Source organism: Rhodococcus sp. NPDC060090 (assembly GCF_042729855.1).
Taxonomy (GTDB): Bacteria; Actinomycetota; Actinomycetes; order Mycobacteriales; family Mycobacteriaceae; genus Rhodococcus.
Window position 1 is genome coordinate 210,656 of record NZ_JBHWXB010000007.1, and the last position, 23,796, is coordinate 234,451.

Consider the following 23,796-nt stretch of genomic DNA (forward strand, 5'->3'; position numbering starts at 1 on the left):
CGACAGATCATCCAATCTGTCCACATGCGACAAGTTGGCACAATGTGACACAATCGCTTGTCGTCTTTCTCCGAGCACACCCGCCCAGAAATCAGGTATCCCTTTGACCTCGACGGCCTCACCCGCCGCTACCCGGCCCGAACTTGCCCCCGGGGCAGCAGGCACCATCGCCGTTCTGGCCGCCTCAGCGTTCGTGATGATCCTCAACGAAACGGTCTTGGCGGTGGCACTGCCGCAACTCATGATCGATTTCAGCGTGGACGCCACAGCAATCCAATGGCTCTCCACCGGCTTCATGCTGACCATGGCCGTAGTCATTCCGGCCACCGGCTTCCTCCTGCAACGCTTTTCCGTTCGCGACCTTTTTATGACCGCGCTCGCGTTGTTCCTCGTCGGCTCCCTTTTGGCAGGGGCGGCTCAGAACTTCCCGACGATGCTCGTCGCCCGCGCGATCCAGGCCGGCGGCACTGCGATCATCATGCCTTTGCTCATGACCACCACCCTCAGAACAGTCCCACCCGCCCGACGCGGCGCCGTCATGGGCATGAACACCATCGGCATCGCCTGCGCACCGGCCATCGGCCCTGCGCTTTCAGGCGCCATCCTCGCCTGGCTCGGCTGGCGATGGATCTTCTGGATGATGATCGCGATCGCGACCGTGACGCTGGTGGTAGGCGCCGCCCTCCTCACCAAGGGCGGCGAATCCCGCCGCGCCCCTTTCGATCTCACATCAGTTGCGTTGTCCGCGTTCGGTTTCGGCGGAATCGTGTACGTGATCTCATGCGCGGAAGCAGCTCTGACCGGAACCTGGGCACCCGCCGTGATCGCCCTTGCCGTGGGTGTCCTCGGACTCGCGCTGTTCGTATCCCGCCAGCGCGCACTACAAAAGCATGATGCCGCGCTGCTGGATCTCCGCCCGCTGTCGGTACCAACGTTCCGGCTCTCCCTCATCACGGTCGCAATCAGCTTCGGTCTACTCCTCGGCTCCGTGGTTCTCCTGTCCATGGTGCTGCAGCAGGGACTGGGAATGAGCCCACTGGCGGTGGGCCTGCTGCTCTTGCCGTCCGGCCTGATACAGGCAGTGCTTGCACCGTTCGTCGGGCGCGCCTTCGATCGTGTGGGCCCGCGACCGCTCGTGATCCCCGCGACAGTCGTCCTTGCCGTCTCGATGTTCGCTCTGGCATTCATCTCCGCCGACACGCCCATCTGGTACGTGATGCTCTTCAGCACGACGTACGGAGCCGGCATGGCATTCGTACTGACGGCGCTGCTGACCACCTCGCTCTCATCGCTTCCGCACAGCCTCTACGGCCACGGGGCGGCGATCATGAATACCTTCCAACAGTTGGCCGGGGCCGCCGGTACAGCACTGCTGGTAGCGGCGATGACCTTCGGCGGTTCGAAGGCATCCGAGGTGGGACCGGCCGCGGAGATGACAGGGGCCCGATGGTCGTTCGCGATCTCGGGAGTGCTCTGCCTGATCGCCATTCTCACCGCGACGATGATCCGCCCGACAGAAACCGAACGGCTCGTGTCCGTCGCTTCCGGCGGCGATTCCCCCGACGCCTCGGCAGCCTAGAATTGGGCACGTGACCCGCATCGACCTGAACAGCGACCTGGGCGAAAGCTACGGGCAGTGGCGCCTCGGCGACGACGAGACCATGCTCTCACTCGTGACGAGCGCCAACATCGCGTGCGGGTTCCACGCGGGCGATCCGTCGACGCTGCTCGAAACCTGCAGGGGCGCTGCAGATCATTCCGTGCGCATCGGTGCACAGGTGGGGTATCACGATCTGACGGGATTCGGTCGACGATTCATCGACGTCGAGCCCGCCGAACTCACCGCCGAGGTCATCTATCAGATCGGCGCCCTCGACGGTCTCGCTCGTGCGGCAGGTTCGGCGGTCAGTTACGTCAAACCGCACGGCGCCCTGTACAACGCGATCGTGCACCACCGCGAGCAGGCCCGCGCCGTGGTGGAGGCGATCCGCTCGTACAACGCCTCCCTGCCTGTTCTCGGCCTTCCCGGATCGGTGTTCCTCGAGGAGGCCGAGCGCGCGGGACTGGTCGTGGTGACCGAGGCGTTCGCCGACCGCGCATACACACCCGAGGGCACCCTGGTGTCACGACGCGAACCAGGTGCCGTGTTGCACCACCCGGACGTCGTGGCCCAGCGTGTGTTGCGCATGGTCACCGAGGGTGTGGTCACGGCAATCGACGGCACCGACGTACGGGTGGACGCGAAATCCGTATGCATCCACGGCGACTCTCCCGACGCCACCGCCATGGCCGTGGCCGTCCGGACGCTGCTGGACGCCGAAAACATCGACATCCGCGCATTCGTCTAGGTTTCGCGCGTGAGACTCCTACCCAACGGCGACTCCGCGATACTCGCGGAGTTCGATTCTCTCGACGACGTGCTCGCGCATTTCCGGGCACTCGATGCGGTGCGCATGTACGGTGTCGTCGACCTGATTCCCGCCGCCCGCACACTCCTGGTCTGCTTCGACGCCGAGACGGCCCACGCCGACGACGTACGCCGCTGGCTCGTCGAGACACCGCCGATGCGTGCGGACCCCGCCGCGGGTACGGAAGTGGTGATCGAAGTCCGGTACGACGGCCCCGATCTCGAGGAGGTCGGGGAACTGTCCGGACTGGGTGTCAGCGGAGTGATCGCGGCACACACCGGCCAGTTCTGGACGGTGGCGTTCGGCGGGTTCGCCCCCGGCTTCGCGTATCTCACGGGCGGCGACAGCCGCTTGCACGTGCCGCGACGCGACTCCCCGCGCACCTCGGTGCCCGGGGGTGCGGTCGGGTTGGCCGGCGAGTTCTCCGGCATCTATCCGAGAAGTTCCCCCGGTGGCTGGCAGCTGATCGGCACCACGGAACAGGTGCTGTGGCAACCGGACCGGACCCCACCTGCACTGTTGCGGCCCGGCGCCACGGTGCGATTCGAACCCCTCTGAGGCGCCGATCCGCCTCGTCAGATTCCCAGTACGGCCTTCGCTATCAGGAAGTACACCACCAGGCCCGTCGCGTCGACGAACGTGGTGATGAACGGATTGGAGAAGACCGCGGGATCTGCACGAATCGCCTTGGCCGCCAACGGCATGACCCCACCGACGGTGGCCGCGAGCGTGCACACGGTGAGCAGCGTCAATCCGATCACCGCTCCCACCGACATGTCGTAGACGAGAGTCGCGAGCACGAACGCCACTGTTCCGAGCAGTACCCCGAGTGAGAGCCCCACCCGGCTCTCACGGGCGACGACACGACCGATGTCGCGGGGACTCACGTCGTCGAGGGCCAAAGCACGCGTAACGGTGGTCGCCGCCTGGTTCCCGGTGTTGCCGCCGGTGCCGATCAACAACGGCACGAACAACGCCAACGTCACGGCCTGCTCCAGGGTCGACTCGAACACCTCGAGCACCTGCACGGTCAGCGTCGCGCCCACTGCCAGCACCAACAGCCACACGACCCGTGAGCGCACCAGTTGCCCCACGGGAGTAGCAAGATACGGCTGTCTCAGCGGCTCGGTGCCACCGATGCGGGCCTGGTCCTCGCTCTCGGCCGATTCCAGGATGCGCAACGCGTCGTCGACGGTGAGGATCCCTACCAGCCGTGTCTCGCTGTCCACGACGATCAGCGCCAGCAATTTCAGCTCGGCACAGCGACGGGCCGCTTCCTCCGCTTCGTCGGTGGCCCGCGCGAAGTACGGCTCGTTCATGATGTCACCGATGACGCTGTCCGCCGGCGCGCCCATCAACTCTCGCAACCCCACCACGCCCACGAGGATCCGGTTCCTGTCGACGACCGGCAGTGTGTAGACCGTCTCCGCATCGTGGAGGCGGCTTCGGACGATCGCGAGCGCTCGGTCGATCGGCATGTCGAGGCGCAACGAAACGAACTCCGGGCTCATACGCCGCCCCAGCGCGCCCTGCGGGTAGCCGAGGATCGCTGCCGTCATCTCACGTTCGTCGTACGGAAGACCGCGCACGAGCTTCGCGGCAACGGTGGCAGGCAACTCGTCGAGCAGCTCGACTCGATCGTCGGGCTCGAGATCGGCGAAGATCGAGGCGACCTGATCGTCCTGCAGACCCCCGACGAGAGCGCTCTGCAGACTCGGATCCAGCTGCTCGAACACCTCCATCGCCTCGTCCTTGGGAAGCAACCGGTAGAGCACTGCGCGGTCGGTCTTGTTCAGCCTCTCGAGCACGTCGACGAGCAGTTCCACGCTCAGGTCGGCAACCGCAGCGTGCGCCGCGGCCAGATCGCCGTCGCCCAATGCACGCTCGACCATCCGGGTCGACTCGACACGGGTCGCCTCGACACGGGTGATCTGATCGTCTCGGCTCATCACGTCTCCCTCGAACTGCGGCACTCCAACCTAACGTGCTCCGGGTGCGCCCACCGAACTGTGCTCGCGCCCGACCGCGGTGTGCGAGACGATGGGTCCATGGCATGGCTCGAGGTCGTCATCGGTGGCATCTTCACGACCGTGCAGGATCACGGGCGCATCGGACACGGGACCGACGGCGTGACCGGATCCGGTGCTGCCGACCGCACGGCGCACGACGCCGCAAACAGGCTCGTCGGCAATCACCCGGATGCCGCCACACTCGAAATGACCGGCGGGCTCTCCGTCCGCAGTGTCGGCGACACGATCATCGCGATCACCGGGGCCCGGGTCGACGTGACGGTCAACGGCCGCACGGTGGGCGACTACGCGAGAGTGCTGCTCCGCGATCAGGACGTCGTCTCGGTCGGTATTCCGGCCGAGGGATTGCGGTCGTATCTGGCGGTCCGCGGCGGCATCGACGTTCCGGAGGTGCTGGGAAGCCGCTCGACCGACACGTTGTCGGGTACCGGCCCCGCGCCTGTGCGCGCCGGCGATCGATTGCTGGTGGGTGCGCTCTCGGAGACACTCCCGAGTGAGGAGCAGATTCCGCCGCCCGCCCCGGTCGGCGATCCCGTCGAACTCCGTGTGCGGATCGGTCCCCGCGACGACTGGTTCACTCCCGCCTCGGTCCGGGCACTCCTGCACGAACCGTGGACGGTGACACCGCAACTCGATCGGGTGGGGATCAGGTTCCGCGGCCCCGGCCCCCTGCACCGCTCACGCCACGACGAACTTCCCAGCGAGGGCATGGTTGCGGGTTCGATTCAGGTGCCGCCGGAGGGGCACCCGGTGTTGTTCCTCGCGGATCATCCCGTCACCGGCGGATATCCGGTGATCGCCGTAGTGAGAACAGCGGACCTTCCCACGGCGGCGCAGCTCCGGCCGGGTCGGCGTGTGCGGTTCGTCCGACTGATCTGAGCGTCGACTTCGTTGTCACGCACAGTGATCCGGCCGAAGTCGCCGGCGCTCGTGCGTACCTCCACGATTCCGGACATCACGTGGCCGCGAGGCGCGAGCAACGCGGCGATCAGGTACTCCAGCCATTCGGTGTAGCGATAGAAGACCTGGTCGCCGTCCCACTCGAGGGCGCTGCCGTCACCGGTCGGGACCCACTGACACCACGACAATGGCCGCCCGCGGGTGGGCAGACCGTCGCGGCCCGCGTTGTGAGGACCGCTCGCAGATCCCGCGAACCGGGTGAGGAAATCGATCTCCTGCCGGTTCAACGGCGGTGTGATCTCGAATCGCCCGTCGAACGCCGTTGTGTATGCCACTCGTTGCCCCCGCTTCCGTCCGGTCCTACCGATACAGACGCAGCGGGGGCCCGATCGGTTCCCGTGCGAGCGCCGAAAATTCAGGAACGACGACGGCGCGCGATGTCGGCGAGCACGACGCCTGCCGCCACCGACGCGTTGAGTGATTCCACGTCGCCGGCCATCTGGATGGACAGGATCGAGTCGCAGGTCTCGCGGACGAGCCGCGAGAGTCCCTTGCCCTCGGATCCGACCACGACGACCACGGGATCGGTGCCGTCGAAATCGTCGAGATCGGTGTCGCCGCCTGCATCGAGCCCGACGACGCGAACACCCTGGGACTGCCAGTCCTTGAGCGTGCGGGTCAGGTTGGTTGCCCGCGCGACCGGGAGCCGCGCGGCAGCACCCGCGCTGGTACGCCATGCGACGGCGGTGACCGATGCGCTGCGACGCTGCGGAATCACGACGCCGTGACCACCGAACGCGGCCACCGAACGAATGATCGCGCCGAGGTTACGCGGATCGGAGATGTTGTCGAGCGCCACCAGCAAGGGCCTCTCGTGCCTCTCCTTGGCGCGCACGATCAGGTCGTCGGGATGCATGTACCGGTACGGCGGCACCTGAAGACCGATGCCCTGATGCATGCCGTTGGCGCTGAGCCGGTCGAGTTCTGCGCGCGGTACTTCGAGGATCGAGATACCGATGTCGGCGGCCCGCTGCACGGATTCCTTGAGCCGATCGTCGGCTTCCGCGCCGACCGCGACGTAGAGCGCGGTCGCGGGTACTTCTGCCCGCAGACACTCGACAACGGGGTTGCGGCCGAGAACCATTTCGGGCCCGTCCTCGGGCTTGCGTCCACCCGGGCGACGACCGCGGGTGTCGGCGGTTTTCGCCGCTGCACGGGCGCGCCGTGCAGCGGGATGGTACGAACGTTCCTCGGCTTTCGGGGTCGCTCCGCGGGCTTCGAGTCCGCGACGGCGCTGACCGCCCGAGCCGACGACCTGACCTTTCTTCGTTCCGCCCTTGCGGATTGCTCCGCGACGCTGGGAATTGCCTGCCATCACTGCCCTGCTTTCAGGGACCACTCGGGTCCGTTCGGCGTATCCGTTACTTCGATCCCCGCCGCTGTCAGCCGGTCACGTACTTCGTCGGCGACCGCCCAGTTCTTCTCGGCGCGGGCGCTCTGTCGACGATCGAGTTCTGCTCCCACCAGCACATCGAGGGCGGCGAGCGCACCCGACTCGTCGCCGGAGCTCTCCTGCCAGTGTGCATCGAGTGGGTCGACGCCGAGGACGGAAAGCATCGCACGGACCTGGGAAGCGATGCGCACCGCTTCGGCCAGGTCTCCGTTGTCGAGTGCCTTGTTGCCCTCGCTGCGCCTGCCGTGGATCTCGGCGAGCGCCTTGGGCACCCCGAGATCGTCGTCGAGTGCTTCGGCGAACGCGTCGGTCCACGTTCCGACGGGAACGTCACCGGCCCGATCGCGTGTCTTGAGCACGAACGACTCGAGTCCGCGGTAGGCCGCGGCGGCCTCGGCCAGCGCCGTGTCGGAGTATTCGAGCATCGACCTGTAGTGGGCGCTGCCCAGGTAGTAACGCAGCTCCTGGGCCCGCACCTGGGTGAGGACGTTGGGGATGGACAGCACGTTACCGAGCGACTTGGACATCTTCTCGCCGCCCATGGTCACCCAGCCGTTATGCAGCCAGTAGCGAGCGAAGCCGTCGCCCGCGGCGCGGGCCTGCGCGATCTCGTTCTCGTGGTGCGGGAACACCAGATCCATACCGCCGCAGTGGATGTCGAAAGTAGAGCCGAGGTAGAACTCGGCCATCGCGGAACATTCGAGATGCCAGCCCGGGCGGCCGCGCCCCCACGGAGTCGGCCACGACGGTTCGCCCGGCTTCTCCGCCTTCCACAGCGTGAAGTCGCGGGGGTCGCGCTTGCCCTGTCCGGCGCTCTCACCCTGGTGGACGTCGTCGAGTTTGTGACCCGACAACGCGCCGTACTCGGGGAAGCTCATCACGTCGAAGTAGACGTTGCCGTCGGATGCGTACGCATGACCCGCGTCGATGAGACGCTGCATGAGGTCGACCATCTGGGTGATGTGTCCGGTCGCGCGCGGCTCCACGGAGGGCGGCAACACACCGAGCGCGTCGTAGGCGCGAGTGAAGGCGCGCTCGTACGTCGTCTTCCACTCCCACCAGGGACGGCCTGCGTCGCCGGCCTTGCGGAGAATCTTGTCGTCGATGTCTGTGACGTTTCTCACAAACGCGACATCGAGGCCTTTCCCTGCAAGCCACCGTCGCAGCACGTCGAATGCGACGCCGCTGCGCACGTGGCCGATGTGCGGCTCACCCTGAACAGTGGCGCCACACAGGTACACCGAGGCATGTCCGGGCACCAGCGGTTCGAAATCCCGCACGGCTCGTGTTTCGGTGTCGAAAAGGCGCAAAGTCACGACAGACCATCCTACCGTTGATCGATGTCAGGTAATACGAGTGCGGTAGCGATAGCCGCCACACCTTCTCCGCGGCCGGTCAGCCCGAGGCCGTCGGTGGTCGTGGCGGACACCGACACGGGCGCGCCGAGCAGATCGGACAGCACGCGCACCGCCTCGTCGCGACGCGGACCGATCTTCGGACGGTTTCCGATCACCTGCACCGCTGCGTTGCCGACGGCCCAGCCCTGCTCGGCCAGCAACCGCCGCACCTCGACGAGCATCGAGGCTCCCGAGGCGCCCGCCATCTCGGGCCGATCCGTCCCGAACACCGACCCCAGGTCGCCCAGACCGGCGGCCGACAGCAGCGCATCACACAACGCGTGCGCGGCGACATCGCCGTCGGAGTGTCCCGAACAGCCGTCCGCATCGTCGAACAGCAGACCGGCAATCCAGCACGGGCGCCCCGGCTCCACCGGGTGCACGTCTGTTCCTATTCCGACACGCACGTGTGTTCAGTTCCCCTCTTCGGTCCGGGCGGCGGCCTCGAGCAGCGCTCGTGCCAGCACCAGATCCAACGGTGTGGTGATCTTGAAGGCGAGTGGGTCGCCCGCCACGGTCTGCACGGACTCGCCGAGCCTTTCGACGAGACCGGCGTCGTCGGTCGCGTCGCCCGTATCGCGATTGGCCCGGTCCAGCAGGTCCGCATCGAACCCCTGCGGCGTCTGCACCGCCCGCAGCGTCGCGCGTTCCGGGGTGCCGGTGACGGCACCGCCCGAGTCGACGCTCTTGATGGTGTCGGCGACCGGCAGGACTGGGATCACCGCGCGTCGTCCTGCGCGCAGTTCGTCGACCACCCTGGTGAACAATGCCGGTGGAGTCAGCGCCCGCGCGGCGTCGTGCACGAGCACGAACTGCGCGTCGGGTGCGGCCTTCAGGCCGGCTCGTACGGAGTCGGCGCGTTCCGCACCGCCCGCAGTGATCACGACCCGATCGGCGTACTCCTCGAGTACGAGCTCCGCCGGAGGTGTGGCAGCGAGCTCGGGGGGCGCCACCACCACGACGCGGTCGACCGCGCCGGAGCCGAGCATCGATTCGACGGCCCGGTCGAGCATCGTGCGCCCGCCGAGTTCGACGAATGCCTTGGGGAGTGCTTCCCCCAGACGGACGCCGCGGCCGGCCGCCGGAATGATTCCGACGACCGGCCCGCGGCGATCGTGTACTTGCTGTATTCGATTCACTTCTCTTGATTCGAGCGTCGCGTCGCCGATCAGGATGCGGCGGCGAGAACCTCGTCGAGCATGCTGTCTGCCCTCACCTGGTCAGTTCCCTCGGCGAGCGCGAGCTCACCCACGAGAATCTGCCGAGCCTTCGCCAGCATTCGCTTCTCACCAGCAGAAAGGCCACGGTCCTGTTCCCGGCGCCACAGGTCGCGTACTACTTCGGCAACCTTGTTCACATCTCCGGAGGCCAACTTCTCGATATTGGCCTTGTATCGCCGTGACCAGTTGGTCGGTTCTTCTGTATGCGGTGCGCGCAGCACCTGGAAAACCTTGTCGAGGCCTTCTTGCCCCACTACGTCGCGAACTCCGACGTATTCTGCATTCTCAGCAGGTACCCGCACTGTGAGGTCGCCCTGCGCGACTTTCAGAACCAGATATTCCTTCTGCTCCCCCTTGATGGTGCGTGTTTCGATTGCTTCGATCAGCGCCGCACCGTGATGGGGGTATACGACGGTGTCTCCGACCTTGAAAATCATGTGTCCCGTGCCCCTTTCGATTCTTCGAGTTTAACACGTGACCACATCGCGCTCTCATCAACTGCGCAGGTCAGGGGCATCGACACGCGAGCGCAGGGCTTGACAGGCAACCGGTTACGTGCATTCGGTGATGTGCGACACACCAGCTCTGACGCGGCGTTATGGCCCGTTGTCGTGCACAAAATGGCAATATCGATGACCCGACGCGCACTCCTCGCGGGGCAACTACTACTCTGCCTAGTGGATTGCGAGGCCAACCCCGAGTGGAGGAAAAGTGACTGCTCTCAACACGCCGACTCGTCGAGTCGCAACCGCTGTCGCACTGGCCGCGGGGGCGACGCTGGCGCTGTCCGCGTGCAGCGCTGGTCAGATCACCCAGACCTCCGAGCAGGTGGCTGCGATCAACGGCACCAACACGGACGCCGGCTCCCTTGCGTTGCGCAATGTGCACATCATCTACCCGGATTCCGAGGAGTACAGCATCGAGCCGGGCGGCACCGCTCTGCTGGGCTTCACCATCGCGAATCTCGACGGCTACCGCGACGACGTGCTCACCGGCATCGAGACCGACTACGCAGGTTCGGTGACCGGCGCAGACAACATCGAGATCCCGGCACAGGGCTCCGTCATCGCAGGCGTCTCCCCGGAGACCGCAAAGCTCGTCGAGTCCGTCGACGAATCACCGCAGCCCACCTCGCCCGAGGACACCCCCATCGTGCCCGCCGGCGTCGAGACCGTCGAACTGGTCGACCTGAAGGAGGGTGTCCGGCCCGGCCTGACGATCCCCCTCACCTTCTCCTTCGAGGAAGCCGGCGACGTGACCCTGTCCGTCCCGGTCGACGCAGGGCCCCTGCTCGAGCGCAACGAATCGGAGATGTCCCCGATCATCGGCGACACCCACTGAGCCGACACGGCTCCCACGCACCACACCGGATGGCCCGGACGAGAACATCCTCGTCCGGGCCATCCGCGTTCTGTCACCGCCTTCGCATATCCTCCGGCCGTGGCCAGAACCAAAACGATCTATCGCTGCTCCGACTGTTCGCACACCGTCGCCAAGTGGGTCGGACGCTGTCCGGAATGCGGAACGTGGGGATCGCTGGACGAAGCGCCGGTGCAGCCCGCAGCCGTCGCCTCGCGTCCGGGTACCTCGCTCGCTCGCGCGGGCGCCGCGGCAGTACTGCCCACCACCCCGGCCACTCCCCTGACCCGGATCGACAGCAAGGAAACCGCGGCCAAGTCCACCGGCATCTCCGAACTCGACCGAGTCCTCGGCGGCGGGATCGTGCCCGGATCCGTCGTCCTGCTCGCAGGTGAGCCGGGTGTCGGCAAGTCGACGCTGCTCCTCGAAGTCGTGCACCGCTGGGCTCAGCGCGGCGCCGACGACCGGTCGCTGTATGTGACGGGCGAGGAATCCGCCGGCCAGGTCAGGCTCCGCGCCGACCGCACCGGGTCCGTACACGAACGGGTGTATCTGGCCGCCGAATCCGATCTGGCAACGATCTTCGGCCACGTCGAGCAGGTCAAACCGACGCTGCTCGTCGTCGACTCGGTGCAGACGATGCTCGCCGCCGACGTGGACGGCGTGTCGGGCGGTGTCACCCAGGTCAAGGCCGTCACCAGCGCCCTGACCTCACTCGCGAAGGCGAGCGGCATCCCGGTGCTGCTGATCGGTCACGTCACCAAGGACGGCGCGGTCGCGGGTCCACGCTCGCTCGAGCATCTCGTCGACGTCGTGCTGCACTTCGAAGGAGACAAGCATTCGACGCTGCGAATGGTGCGCGGCATCAAGAACCGGTTCGGAGCGGCCGAAGAGGTGGGCTGCTTCGAACTCACCGAAGGCGGCATCGTCGAGGTATCCGACCCGTCGGGATTGTTCCTCCAGCATCGGAACGAAGAAGTCTCGGGCACCGCGGTGACCGTCACCATGGACGGCAAACGCCCACTGCTCGGAGAGGTGCAGGCACTCGTGGTCCACACCCAGAATCCGTCACCCCGGCGCGCGGTGAGCGGCCTGGACTCGGCGCGCGTCGCAATGGTCCTCGCCGTGCTCGAACGGCGCTGCAACATCCGCAATCTCGGGAAGTGCGACGTATACGCGTCGACTGTCGGCGGCATGCGGATCACCGACCCGTCCGCCGACCTCGCGTTGGCGCTCGCCATCGTGTCCGCGGTGCGAGATCAGCCGGTCCCGCCCGGCACCGTCCTCCTCGGAGAGGTCGGACTGGCGGGCGAGGTCCGACGCGTGGCCGGGGCCGGTCGACGACTCACGGAAGCCCACCGTCTCGGGTTCACCCGCGGTGTGGTCCCCCGCAACACCGACGGCGCCCCCACCGACATGAAGGTCCACGAGGTGACGAATCTCGGACAGGCCCTCATGACCATCGGCTGACCGAGGTGCCGTGCCTGCCCTCCCCGGACGCGAACCGCGCGGCACCGTCGACACCTTCCCGTTCGACGATCGGCACACCGTGGGCGCCCTCGGCGCGCAAGGCGTCGTCGAGCGGCAGGTCGAACGACCGGTACGCCGATGCCCGGTCCACAGACATGCATTCCTGCGGGAATGCAGCCAGTTGCTGCGCGATCTCCCGCGCTGCAGCAAGTGACGTCCCCGCCTCGACGACGCGGTTGACAAGGCCGGACGACAGGGCTTCGGCTGCCTCCACCGCACGGCCCGTGAGGATCATGTCGAGGGCTCTCCCCTGGCCGATGATCCGCGGCAGCCGCACCGTGCCGCCGTCGATGAGCGGCACACCCCAGCGTCGGCAGAACACCCCGAAGACCGCGTCGGCTTCGCACACCCGCAGGTCTGCGAGGAGCGCGAGTTCGAGCCCCCCGGCGACCGCGTAGCCGCTCACCGCCGCAATGAGCGGTTTTGTCAGCGCTATCCGGGAGGGTCCCATCGGACCGGTTCCGCCGCCCTGCGGGTCCAGTTCGTGCCGCCGCTGCGGATCGCCGACCGCGGTGAGGTCGGCACCGGCGCAGAAATGACCACCGGCGCCCCAGAGCACCGCGACACGTTGCTCGTCGTCGGCGTCGAACTGTTCGAAGGCCTCGCGAAGTTGCACGGCCATCGGCCCGTCCACGGCGTTCCTGCGGTCGGGACGGTTGAGCACGATCGTGGTGACGGCGCCGTCGCGTTCGACGACGACGTCGGGGGCACCGGCGTCGGAGACGGGCATGTGTCGTTTCTAGCACCGCCGCCGCGCCTGTTCTGTCGCATCGGTCATTCTGTCGGACCCGCATGCGAACATATGTTCGTGTCCGCTCGAGCAACGATCCTCCACGCCGACCTCGACGCGTTCTACGCGTCGGTCGAGCAGCGCGACGATCCGTGGCTGCGAGGCAAACCCGTGGTGGTCGGCGGCGGAGTCGTCCTGGCCGCGAGCTACGAGGCGAAGGCCTACGGAATCACGACACCCATGCCGGGCCGTGGAGCGCGCGCCCTGTGCCCGCACGTGATCTCGGTACCGCCGCGCATGGACGCCTATTCGCGCGCCTCGAAAGAGGTGTTCGCGATCTTCGATCGGGTCACGCCACTCGTCGAAGGGATCTCCATCGACGAGGCCTTCCTCGACGTGTCGGGTCTGCGGCGCATCTCGGGCGAGCCGGATGAGATCGCAGCGCGACTGCGCGCCACGGTCATGGCCGAAGTCGGCCTGCCGATCACCGTCGGTGTCGCCCGGACCAAGTTCCTGGCGAAGGTCGCGAGCGGTGTCGCGAAACCCGACGGGCTGCTCGTCGTCCCACCCGACCGCGAGCTCGAGTTCCTCCACCCACTGCCCGTCGAACGCCTCTGGGGCGTCGGCAAGGTCACCGCAGCCACCCTGCACTCGCACGGCCTGCGGCTGGTGGCCGACATCGCGAACGAATCCGAATCCGACCTCACCGCGCTACTGGGCCCGGCGACGGGACGACACCTGCACGCGCTCGCAACCGGACACGACCCCCGGCCGGTTCGACGGCAACGTCGACGCTCGATGGGAGCCCAGCACGCGCTCGGCCGAGGAGCCCACAGCATCGAGTCGGTCGACGCGACGCTGCAACTCCTCGTCGACAAGGTCGCCCGGCGGATGCGGCGAGCCCACCGAACCGGTCGCACCGTGGTGCTGCGGCTGCGGTTCGCCGACTACACGCGTGCCACGAGGTCGCACACACTCGGTGTCTCCACCGCCCGCACCGATGTCCTGAGCACCACCGCGCGAGCCCTGCTGGAGTCCGCGAGACCGCTGGTGACGGAGGGAGGGCTCACCCTCATCGGTGTTTCGGTGACGAACCTGGACGGCGAGGGCACCGAGCAACTCGAACTGCCCTTCGACGAACCCGTGCCGTCACGCGATCCGGCATCCGACGAGACCTCCCCGACACACCGCCCGATCGACAGGCACGCCCTCGACACCGTCCTCGACGACGTCCACAGCCGATTCGGAGCGGGGTCGCTCACGTCGGCGACGCTGCTGGGCCGCGACAACCGGCCCGGGGTGCCGATGCTCCCGGATTGAGATCCTCAGAGCGACGAGATGTCCTCGGCGCCGGGCAGTCCGTCCGCGAAGTCCTTTCCCTTCTCGAAATGCTCGTGCCCGACGATCACGAACAGTCCGTGGGAGCGTCCGACGATCACGTCCGGATCAGCAAACGGACCATCGACGATGCGCACGTCGGCGCTCGTGTACACCTTGCGGCGCACCGTCCCGTCGACCCGGGCGGTGAACTCGAGGAGCGCACCCAGCGGGATGGGTCGCGTGAAATCGGTGCCCATATGTCCGGTGACCACGGCCGTACGCAACACAGCGTTGCAGGCGAAACCCTGGATCTCGTCGAACGCGGTCATGAGGATGCCGCCGTGGATGAACCCTGGCCCGCCCTGGAAGCGTGTGGCCACCTCGAAGCGGCCCTTCACCGACAGTCCTTCACCGACCGTGCACTGCATCCCGAGGCCGGTCGGCTGTTCATCGCCGCACCCGAGGCACTTGGACCAGTGCTGCGGTATCGGCGCACCAGGACCGGGATGATCCTCGCGAAGATCAGGAACGACGAGGTCGTCGGGCAAGGTCCAGAGGCTACTCATGAGCAAGTAATGTAGTTGCGCGCTCGGTTGCAGCTTTTCCGTGGCCTGCGCCGATGTGACGAGAACCGCATGCGCCGCCAAGGGAGGACTTCGCAGATGACCGAGTCGGCCGCCGCGGCGACGTTGAACGAGACGATCGCGCGCCTGGCACCCGGCACAGCTCTGCGAGACGGGCTCGAACGCATTCTGCGAGGCCGAACGGGTGGGCTCATCGTGCTCGGCTTCGACGAGCACGTCGCATCGATCTGCGACGGCGGCTTCGAACTCGATGTCGAATTCGCCCCCACCCGGCTCCGCGAACTGTCGAAGATGGACGGCGCGGTGGTGGTGTCCACCGACGGCACCCGGATCGTGCGCGCGAACGTGCAGCTCGTGCCCGACCACCGCATTCCCACCGTCGAATCCGGGACCCGGCATCGCGCTGCCGAACGCACCGCCATCGAGACCGGATATCCGGTGGTCTCGGTGAGCCAGTCGATGAGCATCGTCAGCGTGTACGTCGAGGGACGCAGGCACGTCATCGACGACTCGGCGATGATCCTCTCCCGCGCCAACCAGGCCGTCGCGACACTCGAGCGATACAAGGCCCGTCTCGACGAGGTCACCCGACAGCTCTCGGTGGTGGAGATCGAAGACATCGTGACCCTGCGTGATGCGCTCACCGTCGCGCAGCGCCTCGAGATGATGCATCGCCTGTCGGTGGAAATCGAGCAGGACGTGCTCGAGCTCGGAACCGACGGGCGACAGCTCGCACTGCAACTCGAAGAACTCGTCGGCGACAATCAACTCGCCCGGCAATTGCTCGTGCTGGACTACCTGGCGGGAACCGATTCCCCGTCGGTCCTCGACGTGGAGCAGGCGCTCGATGCGCTGGGATGCCTGACCGACGTCGATCTGCTGGACCTCACGACGCTCGCGCGGGCATTCGGATACCCGAACACCATCGAAGCACTCGACACTGCAATGAGCCCGCGCGGATACCGCGTCCTCAACCGCGTGCCGCGGCTACGGGCCCGTCAGATCGATCGGCTGGTGAGCGCCTTCGGAACCCTGCAGGGTCTCCTCGCCGCGACAGCCGCGGATCTTCAGGCCGTCGAAGGAATCGGCGCCCTGTGGGCTCGGTACATCCGCGAAGGACTCTCACGCCTGGCCGAGGCGTCGATCACCCACTACGACTAGCGCCGACGACGCCGTGCCCGACTCACGCTGTGACGTTGAACGGCTCCGGCGAGCTGCGCAGGCCGCCGAGCTGCCCGACGACCGTGTACGCACCCGGCCCGACCGGCTCCCTCGGTGCCTCACATCCGGGCTCGGACGTCGTGCCCGACCACTGCACCGTGAACGCCGCCTGATCGCCGGGCGCGAGCGAACGCAGGTCGGCGGTCGAGTCGGGAAAGCAATCGGTGTTCGCCCACACCCGGTTGTTGCCGTCGAGGGTGTACACGAGAACCTGCTGGAGTCCTGCACCGAGATCACGTTCGCACGCGGCAGTCCCGATATTGGTGATGACGATCGTGAACTCGGGCTCGGTCCCGACCTGGTAGTTCGGCTCGCCTGCCGTCACCCGCACTGCGAGCGATTGATCGGAACACTGCCCGGGAGCCGTCGATGCCGAGGCCGGGGTGGTGCCCGCCCCCGGGCCCGACTCGGCAGCACCCGAGGTCGAGGACGACGCGGAGGAGTCCGCGTCGTTCTCCCCAGAGGATCCGGCATCGCCCGAGCTACCACCCGAACCGGCGACGCCCGAGCCGGTCTCGGCTCCGGCTTCTACGCCGGCGCCGTCCGGTGCGGTCGTGGTGGTCTCGGACATCGTGGTCTCGGAGGCGGTAGGTTCCGTTTCCGGATCATCACCGCTGGTGAAGGCCAGAACTGCCCAGATCACCAACGCCAGCACGACCACCGCAACGACGATCGCAAGAACGCGGCGACGCCGGTAGATCTCGGGGGGAAGTGGGCCGTTGGGTTCAAGCACGCTTCACACGGTATGTCCCAGCTCGGACGATAGCCACATGATCGTCGGCGTGTCGCGTCAGTCCGAGGTCACACCGATGTCGCCGATGTGGCCTTGCAGCTGAACGTGACCGTCGTCGAGCTTGTAGGTCACGCCCACGACAGCGCACCGACCGTCGGCGATACGCTCGGCGATGATCCGTGATCGTTCGTTGAGCACCTTGCCGGTTTCCACCACGTGACGAGCCTCGAGTTCGTCGACCGTGGAGAGGCCTTCGTGACGTCCGAGGAGAATCGACGGAGCGACCCGCTCGACGATGCTGCGGATGAAGCCCGACGGAACCTCACCGCCGTCGAGTGCTTCGAGCGTCGCACCGACCGCACCGCAGCTGTCGTGGCCGAGCACGACGATGAGGGGCACATCGAGGATCTCGACGGCGTACTCGATCGAACCCAGCACGGAACTGTCGATGACGTGGCCCGCGGTGCGGACGACGAACATGTCGCCTAGCCCCTGATCGAAGATGATCTCGGCGGCAACCCGGGAGTCGCCGCATCCGAAGAGAACGGCCGTGGGGTTCTGACCGTTGACGAGCTCCGCGCGGCGGTCGATGCCCTGGCTGGGGTGCAGCGGGGTGTTGCTGACAAATCGCTGATTACCCTCGGTCAGGGCCTTCCAGGCTGAGATGGGATTCGAGTTCGGCATAGGCACATTATTCACCCGCGCTGATGACCGGACTCACGCGGATATGTTCCCGCCCGGTGAACAACACCGCCTGCTGCGACTGAAGGAGACGAGAGATGCCGGTCGATACCGCCACATTGCTGCGGTGGTACGCCGCCGAGGCACGGGATCTTCCGTGGCGCCACGAGGGCGTGACGGGCTGGCAGATCCTGATGTCGGAGGTCATGTTGCAGCAGACTCCCGTCGTGCGGGTCGCACCGATCTGGGAGGAGTGGGTGCGGCGCTGGCCGGTTCCCTCCGCGATGGCTGCGTCGAATCAGGCCGAGGTGCTGCGGGCGTGGGGCAAGCTCGGATATCCGCGCCGGGCGCTGCGCCTGCACGAATGCGCCGGGGTCCTCGCTGCCGAGCACGACGATCGGGTCCCCGACGACGTCGACGTCCTGCTGTCTCTGCCCGGGGTCGGCGAGTACACGGCGCGGGCGGTCGCATGCTTCGCGTACGGGCAGCGTGTTCCGGTGGTCGATACCAACGTGCGGCGCGTCGTCGCACGGGCCGTCCACGGCAATGCAGAACCCGGGAATCCTTCCACCCGAAGGGACCTCGCAGATGTCGAGGAATTGTTGCCTCGCACTCGCGCGCGAGCCGCGACGTTCTCGGCCGCGCTGATGGAACTCGGCGCTACGGTATGCACCGCGCGGAACCCGGATTGTGGCCGGTGCCCGCTACCCGAATGCGCCTGGGTTCAGGCCGGCCGGCCGGCCCACGACGGCCCGCCCCGGCGAGTGCAGAAGTTCGCAGGCACCGACCGCCAGGTCCGCGGAAAACTGATGGCCGTGCTCCGCGACAGCGACACACCCGTCGAGCGTCCGGTACTCGATCAGGTGTGGCTCATTGACACCGGACAGCGCGACCGAGCACTGCACTCGCTGCTCGTCGACGGACTCGTCGAACAGACCGACGACGGGCGCTTCGCCCTCGCCGGGGAAGGCGCTCGTTGATCGAGAGCCCGGCGTGTCAGTCGAGGGCCTTCAGGAACCGTTCCACTTCTGCGCGGTATTCGTCGGGTCTGTCGTCGTGAACGAGATGTCCGGCGCCTGCGATACGCACGTACTCGGCGCCCGGCTGATCGGCCATCTCTCGCATCTGTCCTTCCGGGGTGATGGTGAACTCGCCCTCGATGAGCAGCGCGGGCACACAGGTCGAGCGCCACTCGTCCCAGAAGTGGCGGGTGCCCCATTCCTCCGAGATGTCACGGAACGTCGCGACCTCGCCGTGCAGATACCAGCCGTCGTCGCGGCGTTCGAACGAATCGAGGAAGTACTGTCCGGCCACCGGACCGAAAAAGTCGATCATCGCCTGCTCGGTCGGAAACGGCTGCGGCCACTGCTCGATCATCGCGGCCCAGTCCGCTGCCGTACGACCGCGGAAGTCCGGGGCCATGTCTTCGAGCACCAGTGCCGCCACCAGGTCGGGATGTGCCGCGGCGAGGCACCACGCGTGCAGGGCGCCCATCGAATGCCCGATGACCACGAGTGGTTCGTCGAACCTGTCGAGATGGGACATCAGATCCGCGACGAACGCGTCAGTGGTCAACTCCGCGGGCGCAAGGCGTCCGTGCCCCGCCGCATCGAAGGTGTGGACGTGCCCGTGCTCTCGTAGCCACGGCACGTGGCGGCGCCACGTACGCGCGCTTCCCATCAATCCGTGCAACAGCAGGATCGGACGTCCGCTACCACCCTCGTCGTGCAACACAATCGCCCAAGGTAGCGGAGTAAGCTCGCGCGCATGGCAGTCGTGAAGATCAACGCAATCGAAATCCCCGAGGGCGCAGGCCCCGAACTCGAGAAGCGGTTCGCCAATCGCGCGCACACCGTCGACAACTCCAAGGGTTTCCTCGGATTCCAGCTCCTTCGCCCGACGGCGGGCGAGACCCGCTACTTCGTCGTCACCCAGTGGGAGACCGAAGAGGACTTCGCTGCATGGCGCGACGGCGATGCCCGCGCAGCCCATGCGGGCGAGGCAAAGAAGCCTGTTGCGTCGGGCGCATCGCTGCTCGAGTTCGAGGTCGTCCTCGACGTCAAGAAGTCCTGATGCCCGTGCCCGGTGAGTCCGGGCGCGAGTTCACCTATCCCGATGTCGGCGCCGGCCGGGGCTCTCCCCCGGCCGGCTATCGGTACTTCACGATCGAGCGAGAAATCGGCTGTGGTGACCGCATTTTCGATGCTGCCGTCGCACGATTGTTCGGCTGGCACATGCACCGCGCAGCCGGCATCCGAGTCGCGCCCGGGACCCCGACGCCCGCTCCCGGAGTCGACGTGTGTCTCGAATGGGGCGTCGGGCCGATCCGCTCGGCTGCGTGGTGCCGGGTGGTCGACGTCATCGACGAACCCGGTCGTCGAGGTTTCTCGTACGGAACGCTGACCGGGCACCCCGAGAGCGGCGAAGAGACCTTCGTCGTCGAACGCGACACCGACGGACGCGTCACCGCCCGAATCACGGCCTTCTCCCGCCCGGCACGCTGGTACACCCGGATCGCGGGTCCGCTCGGCCGCCTGGTGCAGCATCGGATCACTCGGCGCTATCTCGACGGGATCGTCGCCGGTCAGACATGAGCGTGCGAATCGAAACCTTCCGGAGCCCGGTCCAGAAATGTCGTCACGCCGCACACCCGGCCTCGGTCGTTCACAACCAGGACGTCGGTGCCCGTGGCGAACGGATCCGCATCGGGAGTGATCAGCTCCCAGGCCACACGCGCCCGATCGTGATGGAGATCAGGTTCACGGCGACGCCGGAATTCGTAGCCGCTCATGTGCTCGCCGAACTGTCTCCGGAAGTCGACGAGCGCGGCGGGACCGCGGAGCACACCGACCGGCGCGCAATATTCGACGTCGTCGGACCACGTGTCGCGGGTGAGTACGTCGTCGGCACCCGAATTCCAGAATCGCACATACCGCTCGACTGCTGCCGCAATGTCGGTTCCTTCTAGATTCTTCGTATCGGTCATGTCGCCCTCCTGTGGGGATCGTGGTCGCGAAGTTGTGCGACTCTTCGAGCCTGCTCCACCCGAGTGCGGCAAGTCGATGACGTCGGAGGTCATTGCCGCACCGCGCGCCGTCGCGGATCGTGGAGACATGGCTGCCCACCCCGCAACACGTACAGACCCCGCAACACGTACAGACGATGTCGGACAGCTGCTGAAGTCATGGCGGGAAAAGCGCGGACGCTCCCAGCTCGAGCTGTCGATCGCCGCCGACCTGTCGACCCGCCATCTCAGCTACGTCGAGACCGGCCGATCCGTACCCGGCCGCGGAGTGATCGAACGATTGTCGGAAGAGCTCGAGATTCCGCTCCGTGAACGCAATCGGCTGTACCTCGCGGCGGGCTACGCTCCGGCTCATCCCGAGCATCCGCTCGAGGATCTGGGAGCCGCGCACGATGCGGTGAAAGCAGTGCTCACAGGACACGAGCCGAATCCTGCGATGGCCGTGAACGCCCGCTGGGAACTCCTCGCGGCGAACACACCTGCACACGGTCTGCTCACAGGGATTGCACCCCATCTGCTCGAACCGCCCATCAACGTCCTGCGGGCGACGCTCCACCCGGAAGGTCTGGCGCCGGCCATTCGCAACTTCGTGCCGTGGCGGGCCCACATCCTGCGACGGGTCGAGCGCCACCTGTCGCACACGGCGATGCCGGAGATTGCCGAGCTGCGCGACGAACTCGCAGGATACCCGGTGCCGGAAGGACAGTCCGACATCCACACTGTCTCGAACGATCTCGCGATGCCTCTCGTATTCGCGTCGGCCCGCGGCGAGCTCGCCCTGCTCTACACGATGACCGTCTTCGGGTCCCCGCACGATGTGACACTCGACGAGATCGCGATCGAAACATTCTTTCCCGCCGACGCGGCAACCGCGAGCATTCTCCGATCGATGTGACGTACGCGCTCACACCGCGCAGGTGTTTCCCTCGCACCCGTCGGCATCCTCGGCGGAAATGGGCTCCACACTGTCGGCGTCGGAAACCGCACGTTCGAGCAATGCGACGAACACGTCCTTCGGCTGCGCACCCGACACCGCGACCGCGCGGTTGGCGACGAAGAACGGAACGCCCGTGACACCCAACTGCCGGGCTTCGAGGAGATCGGCGCGCACGGAGTCTGCAGCGGCGCCGGAATCGAGATCCGCGCGGACCTGATCTGCATCCAGTCCCACCGAGACGGCGATACGCACCAGCGCGTCGCGATCGTCGACGACCTCGCCGTCGACGAAATGCGCGCGGAACAACGCCTCGAGCAGATCTTCGCGTTTGTCGCCGGCGATGTGCAGCAGCCGGTGCGCGTCGAAGGTGTTCGCCGCGATCACCGTGTCGAAGTCGATGTCCAGCCCGACCTGCGCGGCGGACCCGGCCACCTGGGCGAACATCTGCCGCACCTGCTCGGCGGGCATCCCCTTCATCTCGACCAGCGCCTCGATCTCGGGCTTCCGCAGTCCCGCCGGGGTGTCGGGCGCAAGCTGGTACGACCGCCACGTCACCGAGACCCGGTCGCGCTGCGGGAAGTCAGCGAGTGCATCCGAGAATCTGCGCTTGCCGATGTAGCACCACGGGCATGCGATGTCGGACCAGATTTCGACGTGGGCGGTGGGAGGCACGGTTCCGGCAGGTGAGGTCACGGCTCGATCAACGACGTCGTGGCCGGGGTTGTTCCCCGGCCACCGTCTCCGAGCTCTCGGTCAGGATTCGAGCGCGGCGTCGAGCGTGATCGGGACACCTGTCAGCGCCCGGCTCACCGGGCAGGTCTCCTTCGCGGTCTCCGCTGCTTTCGCGAAACCTGCGGCGTCGAGGCCCTCGACCTCACCGCGGACCGTCAGCTTGATCTCGGTGAGCCGGAACCCGCTCTCGGGGTGCGGTCCGAGCGACACATCGGCATTGACCTCGAGGCTCTGTGGGGTACCGCCGGCTTCCGCGATCACTGCGGACAACTGCATCGCGAAACATGTCGAGTGGGCCGCGGCGATCAACTCCTCGGGGCTCGTCGTACCGTCGGCGTTATCGGCGGCTCGCTTCGGGAACGACACATCGAATGTGCCGCGCCCCGAGCTGGTCAGTTCGACCTGACCCGAGCCGTCTTCGAGTCCGCCGTTCCATGCGGTCCGTGCGCTCCGTGTCGGCATAGTGATTCCCTCCATCTGGCCCGAAACTACAGTCCTGCCCGAACCTACGCCGTCGACTGCACCTCGGTCTCCTGTTCGCGGACAATCGACGAAAGGTGCACCGCCCGGTCATCCGTGACGCGCCGAAAGCCGCAGCGCCTTCGTGCGGATCTCGTCGCGTAGTTCGGGCGGCGACAGGAGTTCGGCGTCGTCACCGAGTTGCCACATCACCGCTCCTGCATGACTTGAACCGCCGAATTCCACCTCGGCGCAGCACCACCCCTCACCGTCGGTATGACAGCCGTCCACATGACACTCGACGAGGGAGATTGCGACCGCAGCGAGTTCCTCTCGGCGGCTCTCGCGTACCCGCACGGTCGCGGAGACGGTGGGCATTCCCGCACGGAATCGTGCGCGCGTGCGATTCCAGATCTCGGCGAGGTCGACGGCGGCGGGGCGCTCGGCAGGCACGTCCAGCACCTTCACTTCGCCGATACGCGAGAGCCGGTATGTACGTTCCTCGCCGCGGTGCACGGCCACCAGGTACCACCGCCCAGCAGCACTGACGAGACCGATCGGGTCGACGGTCCGCCACCCGGAGTCCCGTCCGCGCGGGCGGTACCGGATTCGTAGGCGGATGCCGTCGAACACCGCTTGCTGCACCCGGCGGGGGTTCGGATCGACCGGAGCCTCCGTGATCCATCCGGACCCGGTGACCAGGAGCCGTTCCGATGCCCGGATCGCCGCCGTGCGCCCCGCCTCGGGCAGTGCATCGGTGACCTTCCGCATCGCGGCGGCGAACGCGGGCGCCATGCCGAGGGCAGACGGATCAGCGGAGGTACTCGCGGCGAGCAACGCGGTTGCCTCGTCGACCGTCAGCCCGGTGAGGTCGGTGGTGAATCCAGGGAGCAACGCAAACCCTCCGTGGGGGCCGCGTTCTGCATACACCGGAATACCGGCCGACGACAGCGCCTCGACGTCGCGCAGGACCGTCCGCACCGATACTTCGAGTTCGCGGGCGATCGCCGGGGCGGTCATCCTCCCCCGGTTTCTGAGCATCAACACCAGCGACAGCAGTCGTTCAGCGCGCATCAC

At 66.9% G+C, this 23,796-nt stretch carries 28 protein-coding genes; 12 read left to right on the forward strand and 16 right to left on the reverse strand.

Annotation, left to right across the window (positions count from 1 at the left end; all coding sequences use genetic code 11):
- Positions 1-103 precede the first annotated feature (103 nt).
- The 3 genes from ACFWCF_RS12110 to ACFWCF_RS12120 are packed head-to-tail and all read left to right on the forward strand — an operon-like array spanning position 104 to position 2,966.
- Positions 104-1,579, forward strand: coding sequence for an MDR family MFS transporter (locus ACFWCF_RS12110; protein ID WP_378561295.1), 1,476 nt, complete (start codon positions 104-106; stop codon positions 1,577-1,579).
- Between the two features lie 10 nt (positions 1,580-1,589).
- On the forward strand, positions 1,590-2,348 hold the full coding sequence (locus tag ACFWCF_RS12115; protein ID WP_378561298.1) for a LamB/YcsF family protein: 759 nt from the start codon (positions 1,590-1,592) through the stop codon (positions 2,346-2,348).
- A gap of 9 nt (positions 2,349-2,357) precedes the next feature.
- Complete coding sequence (locus tag ACFWCF_RS12120) at positions 2,358-2,966, forward strand: allophanate hydrolase subunit 1 (RefSeq protein ID WP_378561301.1); 609 nt, start codon at positions 2,358-2,360, stop codon at positions 2,964-2,966.
- A gap of 17 nt (positions 2,967-2,983) precedes the next feature.
- Here the strand turns inward: ACFWCF_RS12120 and mgtE are convergent, their stop codons facing one another.
- Positions 2,984-4,300, reverse strand: a complete 1,317-nt coding sequence (gene mgtE / locus ACFWCF_RS12125) for a magnesium transporter (protein WP_378561487.1) — start codon at positions 4,298-4,300, stop codon at positions 2,984-2,986.
- A gap of 156 nt (positions 4,301-4,456) precedes the next feature.
- Here mgtE and ACFWCF_RS12130 point away from each other — a divergent pair, with 156 nt between their 5' ends.
- Positions 4,457-5,317: a biotin-dependent carboxyltransferase family protein gene (locus tag ACFWCF_RS12130; RefSeq protein ID WP_378561304.1), complete on the forward strand. Its 861-nt coding sequence runs from the start codon at positions 4,457-4,459 to the stop codon at positions 5,315-5,317.
- Here the strand turns inward: ACFWCF_RS12130 and ACFWCF_RS12135 are convergent.
- From ACFWCF_RS12135 to ACFWCF_RS12160, 6 genes are all read right to left on the reverse strand, one after another.
- Positions 5,206-5,673 carry a hypothetical protein gene (locus ACFWCF_RS12135; RefSeq protein WP_378561307.1) on the reverse strand — a complete coding sequence of 156 codons (468 nt, stop codon included), beginning with the start codon at positions 5,671-5,673 and terminating at the stop codon, positions 5,206-5,208. The genes ACFWCF_RS12130 and ACFWCF_RS12135 overlap by 112 nt on opposite strands.
- 80 nt (positions 5,674-5,753) lie before the next feature.
- On the reverse strand, positions 5,754-6,713 hold the full coding sequence (gene rlmB, locus ACFWCF_RS12140; protein WP_378489091.1) for a 23S rRNA (guanosine(2251)-2'-O)-methyltransferase RlmB: 960 nt from the start codon (positions 6,711-6,713) through the stop codon (positions 5,754-5,756).
- A complete protein-coding gene (gene cysS, locus ACFWCF_RS12145) occupies positions 6,713-8,107 on the reverse strand; it encodes a cysteine--tRNA ligase (protein WP_378489092.1) in 1,395 nt (464 codons plus the stop codon). The genes rlmB and cysS overlap by 1 nt, the downstream gene beginning before the upstream one ends.
- Before the next feature lie 11 nt (positions 8,108-8,118).
- Positions 8,119-8,595 (reverse strand): 2-C-methyl-D-erythritol 2,4-cyclodiphosphate synthase, encoded by a 477-nt coding sequence (gene ispF, locus ACFWCF_RS12150; protein WP_378489093.1) that lies wholly within the window; start codon positions 8,593-8,595, stop codon positions 8,119-8,121.
- A gap of 6 nt (positions 8,596-8,601) precedes the next feature.
- On the reverse strand, positions 8,602-9,318 hold the full coding sequence (gene ispD, locus ACFWCF_RS12155) for a 2-C-methyl-D-erythritol 4-phosphate cytidylyltransferase (protein WP_378561490.1): 717 nt from the start codon (positions 9,316-9,318) through the stop codon (positions 8,602-8,604).
- 38 nt (positions 9,319-9,356) lie between these two features.
- Positions 9,357-9,845, reverse strand: a complete 489-nt coding sequence (locus tag ACFWCF_RS12160; RefSeq protein WP_378561310.1) for a CarD family transcriptional regulator — start codon at positions 9,843-9,845, stop codon at positions 9,357-9,359.
- Between the two features lie 274 nt (positions 9,846-10,119).
- Between ACFWCF_RS12160 and ACFWCF_RS12165 the strand changes: the two genes are divergently transcribed.
- On the forward strand, positions 10,120-10,749 hold the full coding sequence (locus ACFWCF_RS12165; protein WP_378561313.1) for a hypothetical protein: 630 nt from the start codon (positions 10,120-10,122) through the stop codon (positions 10,747-10,749).
- A gap of 99 nt (positions 10,750-10,848) precedes the next feature.
- Positions 10,849-12,237: a DNA repair protein RadA gene (gene radA, locus ACFWCF_RS12170; RefSeq protein ID WP_378561316.1), complete on the forward strand. Its 1,389-nt coding sequence runs from the start codon at positions 10,849-10,851 to the stop codon at positions 12,235-12,237.
- Here radA and ACFWCF_RS12175 read toward each other — a convergent pair.
- Positions 12,221-13,027 carry a crotonase/enoyl-CoA hydratase family protein gene (locus tag ACFWCF_RS12175; RefSeq protein ID WP_378561319.1) on the reverse strand — a complete coding sequence of 269 codons (807 nt, stop codon included), beginning with the start codon at positions 13,025-13,027 and terminating at the stop codon, positions 12,221-12,223. The genes radA and ACFWCF_RS12175 overlap by 17 nt on opposite strands.
- 72 nt (positions 13,028-13,099) lie before the next feature.
- Between ACFWCF_RS12175 and dinB the strand changes: the two genes are divergently transcribed.
- A complete protein-coding gene (gene dinB / locus ACFWCF_RS12180) occupies positions 13,100-14,347 on the forward strand; it encodes a DNA polymerase IV (RefSeq protein ID WP_378561323.1) in 1,248 nt (415 codons plus the stop codon).
- A 5-nt stretch (positions 14,348-14,352) separates the two neighbouring features.
- Here dinB and ACFWCF_RS12185 read toward each other — a convergent pair whose 3' ends face one another.
- Positions 14,353-14,913 (reverse strand): PaaI family thioesterase, encoded by a 561-nt coding sequence (locus ACFWCF_RS12185; RefSeq protein ID WP_378561326.1) that lies wholly within the window; start codon positions 14,911-14,913, stop codon positions 14,353-14,355.
- 96 nt (positions 14,914-15,009) lie between these two features.
- Here ACFWCF_RS12185 and disA point away from each other — a divergent pair, with 96 nt between their 5' ends.
- Positions 15,010-16,092, forward strand: a complete 1,083-nt coding sequence (disA, locus tag ACFWCF_RS12190) for a DNA integrity scanning diadenylate cyclase DisA (RefSeq protein ID WP_378561329.1) — start codon at positions 15,010-15,012, stop codon at positions 16,090-16,092.
- 22 nt (positions 16,093-16,114) lie between these two features.
- Here disA and ACFWCF_RS12195 read toward each other — a convergent pair whose 3' ends face one another.
- Both ACFWCF_RS12195 and ACFWCF_RS12200 read right to left on the reverse strand, forming a co-directional pair.
- Positions 16,115-16,885: a hypothetical protein gene (locus ACFWCF_RS12195; RefSeq protein WP_378561332.1), complete on the reverse strand. Its 771-nt coding sequence runs from the start codon at positions 16,883-16,885 to the stop codon at positions 16,115-16,117.
- Between the two features lie 57 nt (positions 16,886-16,942).
- Complete coding sequence (locus ACFWCF_RS12200; RefSeq protein ID WP_378489102.1) at positions 16,943-17,569, reverse strand: carbonic anhydrase; 627 nt, start codon at positions 17,567-17,569, stop codon at positions 16,943-16,945.
- Between the two features lie 95 nt (positions 17,570-17,664).
- On the opposite strand from ACFWCF_RS12200, the gene ACFWCF_RS12205 reads away from it, so the two are divergent.
- Entirely contained in the window at positions 17,665-18,546 is an 882-nt protein-coding gene (locus ACFWCF_RS12205; RefSeq protein WP_378561335.1) for an A/G-specific adenine glycosylase, read from the forward strand.
- Positions 18,547-18,562: 16 nt separating this feature from the next.
- On the opposite strand, the gene ACFWCF_RS12210 is transcribed toward ACFWCF_RS12205, so the two are convergent.
- Positions 18,563-19,300, reverse strand: coding sequence for an alpha/beta fold hydrolase (locus tag ACFWCF_RS12210; RefSeq protein ID WP_378561338.1), 738 nt, complete (start codon positions 19,298-19,300; stop codon positions 18,563-18,565).
- Between the two features lie 33 nt (positions 19,301-19,333).
- On the opposite strand from ACFWCF_RS12210, the gene ACFWCF_RS12215 reads away from it, so the two are divergent.
- Together ACFWCF_RS12215 and ACFWCF_RS12220 are read left to right on the forward strand one after the other, a co-directional pair.
- Positions 19,334-19,639, forward strand: a complete 306-nt coding sequence (locus tag ACFWCF_RS12215) for an antibiotic biosynthesis monooxygenase (RefSeq protein ID WP_054713867.1) — start codon at positions 19,334-19,336, stop codon at positions 19,637-19,639.
- Positions 19,639-20,160, forward strand: coding sequence for a DUF1990 family protein (locus tag ACFWCF_RS12220; protein ID WP_378561342.1), 522 nt, complete (start codon positions 19,639-19,641; stop codon positions 20,158-20,160). The genes ACFWCF_RS12215 and ACFWCF_RS12220 overlap by 1 nt, the downstream gene beginning before the upstream one ends.
- Here ACFWCF_RS12220 and ACFWCF_RS12225 read toward each other — a convergent pair.
- Complete coding sequence (locus ACFWCF_RS12225; protein ID WP_378561345.1) at positions 20,151-20,552, reverse strand: nuclear transport factor 2 family protein; 402 nt, start codon at positions 20,550-20,552, stop codon at positions 20,151-20,153. The genes ACFWCF_RS12220 and ACFWCF_RS12225 overlap by 10 nt on opposite strands.
- A gap of 34 nt (positions 20,553-20,586) precedes the next feature.
- On the opposite strand from ACFWCF_RS12225, the gene ACFWCF_RS12230 reads away from it, so the two are divergent.
- Entirely contained in the window at positions 20,587-21,486 is a 900-nt protein-coding gene (locus ACFWCF_RS12230) for a helix-turn-helix domain-containing protein (RefSeq protein WP_378561348.1), read from the forward strand.
- A gap of 9 nt (positions 21,487-21,495) precedes the next feature.
- Here ACFWCF_RS12230 and ACFWCF_RS12235 read toward each other — a convergent pair whose 3' ends face one another.
- The 3 genes from ACFWCF_RS12235 to ACFWCF_RS12245 form a co-directional block, all read right to left on the reverse strand.
- Positions 21,496-22,221 carry a DsbA family protein gene (locus tag ACFWCF_RS12235; protein ID WP_378561351.1) on the reverse strand — a complete coding sequence of 242 codons (726 nt, stop codon included), beginning with the start codon at positions 22,219-22,221 and terminating at the stop codon, positions 21,496-21,498.
- Between the two features lie 60 nt (positions 22,222-22,281).
- The gene (locus ACFWCF_RS12240) at positions 22,282-22,722 is read right to left on the reverse strand and encodes an OsmC family peroxiredoxin (RefSeq protein WP_378561354.1); all 441 of its coding nucleotides are present in this window, start codon (positions 22,720-22,722) and stop codon (positions 22,282-22,284) included.
- Positions 22,723-22,830: 108 nt separating this feature from the next.
- A complete protein-coding gene (locus ACFWCF_RS12245) occupies positions 22,831-23,793 on the reverse strand; it encodes a helix-turn-helix transcriptional regulator (protein ID WP_378561357.1) in 963 nt (320 codons plus the stop codon).
- Between the last annotated feature and the right edge of the window lie 3 nt (positions 23,794-23,796).